This is a genomic window from Pseudomonadales bacterium (assembly GCA_013215025.1).
In the GTDB taxonomy this organism is placed as follows: Bacteria; Pseudomonadota; Gammaproteobacteria; order Pseudomonadales; family DT-91; genus DT-91.
In genome coordinates, this window is the sequence record JABSRR010000305.1 from 1 (window position 1) to 1970 (window position 1970).

3 protein-coding genes are annotated in these 1970 nt (G+C 48.1%); 1 reads left to right on the forward strand and 2 read right to left on the reverse strand.

The window, feature by feature from the left end; translation table 11 throughout:
• Positions 1-438 precede the first annotated feature (438 nt).
• Entirely contained in the window at positions 439-1173 is a 735-nt protein-coding gene (locus HRU21_13180; protein ID NRA43240.1) for a hypothetical protein, read from the forward strand.
• Here HRU21_13180 and HRU21_13185 read toward each other — a convergent pair whose 3' ends face one another.
• The gene (locus tag HRU21_13185; protein NRA43241.1) at positions 1174-1710 is read right to left on the reverse strand and encodes a GNAT family N-acetyltransferase; all 537 of its coding nucleotides are present in this window, start codon (positions 1708-1710) and stop codon (positions 1174-1176) included.
• A 14-nt stretch (positions 1711-1724) separates the two neighbouring features.
• Positions 1725-1970: hypothetical protein (locus HRU21_13190; protein NRA43242.1), on the reverse strand; the 246-nt coding region annotated here is incomplete at its 5' end.

Genomic DNA, 1970 nt, shown 5'->3' on the forward strand with positions numbered 1-1970 from the left:
AAACTCGGTTCAAGGATAGCGACGGTTGGCGCCCGTTCGCCTTGGCCCCTGGACAGAAACTTCTCGGAGTTCTCGTCCGAGGAACAGCGTCGTTATAAAACGGCCCATTATGAGGGGATGCCCGATGATGAGACTCCGCCGTTCCCTATTCATGACTTAGGTGTAGTAGCCCAAGAAATCAGAGACCCGGCAAGAGGGCGTGTGCTCTCCTGGCCGAGAGGTAGGGTGTTTGCAATTGTCACGGTTTCAGAATCGGGACACGCGAAGAAAGTAGAGGTGTACGAATCACCTTCGGTAGACATTACCAAAATCACTTCATACGTCTTAATGAACTCCACATTCTCGCCCGCCGAGTGCGCAGGCGCGGCATGCCAAGGTGAGTTTCTATGGGAGGTGAATTACTACACGCCCTGAATATTAGAAGCCGCTTTCAATCAAATGGGCCAACAAATCCATCAACAAATGAAACAAATCCAAGCAGCCGATCAGAATCGGCGGGATTTGATCACCAATGTGTCGCATGACTTACGCACGCCATTGGCATCCATTCAGGGTTATCTGGATACCTTGCTGATCAAGAAGCAAGCGCTGGATGAAACTGAAAAAAATGAGTACTTGGCTACCGCCAGTAAGCATTGCGTTCGCTTGAATGATTTGGTCAACGACCTGTTCGAATTATCAAAATTGGATTCATTGGCAGTTAAGCCCAGCATCGAGGCCTTTTCCATGTCAGAGCTGATGCAGGACGTCAGCATGGAATTCAAAATGATGGCTGAACAAAAAAATGTTGACCTCAAAGTCGACTTGTTAGACGGCAACACAGATGTCAAAGCAGACATTGGACTGATGCAACGGGTGTTGGAAAATTTAATCAGCAATGCCATCAAGCACACCCCAGCTGATGGTAAAGTGATCTTGAAATTGGCTCAACAAGATGGCCAATTCAAAATCATCATTCGCGACACCGGCCGGGGTATCAGCAAACAGGAACTGCCATTTATATTTGATCGCCTGTACCGGGCAGAAAACTCTTCACAACACAGCAAGAGTTCATCGGGGCTTGGTCTGGCCATTGTTAAAAAGATCCTGGATTTGCACCAAGCCAAAATCAGGGTGGTCAGCAAGTTGGAAAGAGGCACCCAGTTTTCGTTTCAATTGCCGGTGGCAGTTTGATCAAAGTTTGACCGAATAAAACACCACTTCTTCATCACCCAAAGGGTCGCGGTAGATGTCGGTCTTTTGGTAGCTCATGCCCAATTTTTCCATGATGTAGATCGATGCTTTGTTACCTGGCATGGCAATGGCAGAAAAGCACGTCATGTCTTGTGAACGAGCCAAGGCTGCCATCACATGCTTGGCTGCTTCAGTGGCAAAACCCTGTCCCCAAGCCACACGTTTTAAGCGCCAGCCCAACTCCCAGTCGTGCCATTGTGGATCGTCACTGAAAAAATGCATGGGTCTGACCAAAACCCAACCAATGAATTGTTGCTTACTGATGGTGGTGAGTTTCCACAAGCCCCACCCTCTTTCCGGGTTGGCGTATTTTGCCAGGCGCGGTAGCATCACTTCCTGAATGTCTTGCCTGGTCGATACCTTGCCGCCATTGATGTACCGCATCACCTCAACATCTTGGTCCAATTCATACAACAAATCGGCATCTTCTGGGCTAATCAAGGCGTAACTTAAACGTTCAGAATTTGGAATTTTCATGGTTTTCTGAGGGATTAAAAGCCATCAATTTTATCAAAACTTACTGATTCAAAGCAGCTCAATTCAACCATCACAAAGTCATACTTTTCACGCAATACATGCTCCTGTTTCTGGATGGTGTCTATGTGTATCGCAACAATCGACCACCCCGATTTCGCCGCGTCAAAGCACCGGACAAGAGCGAGTTGGAGGATCTGGTTCAGTTGATCAGCCAGCGTGTAGGTCGCTGCCTGAAACGCCAGGGCTTGCTGGAACAGGAT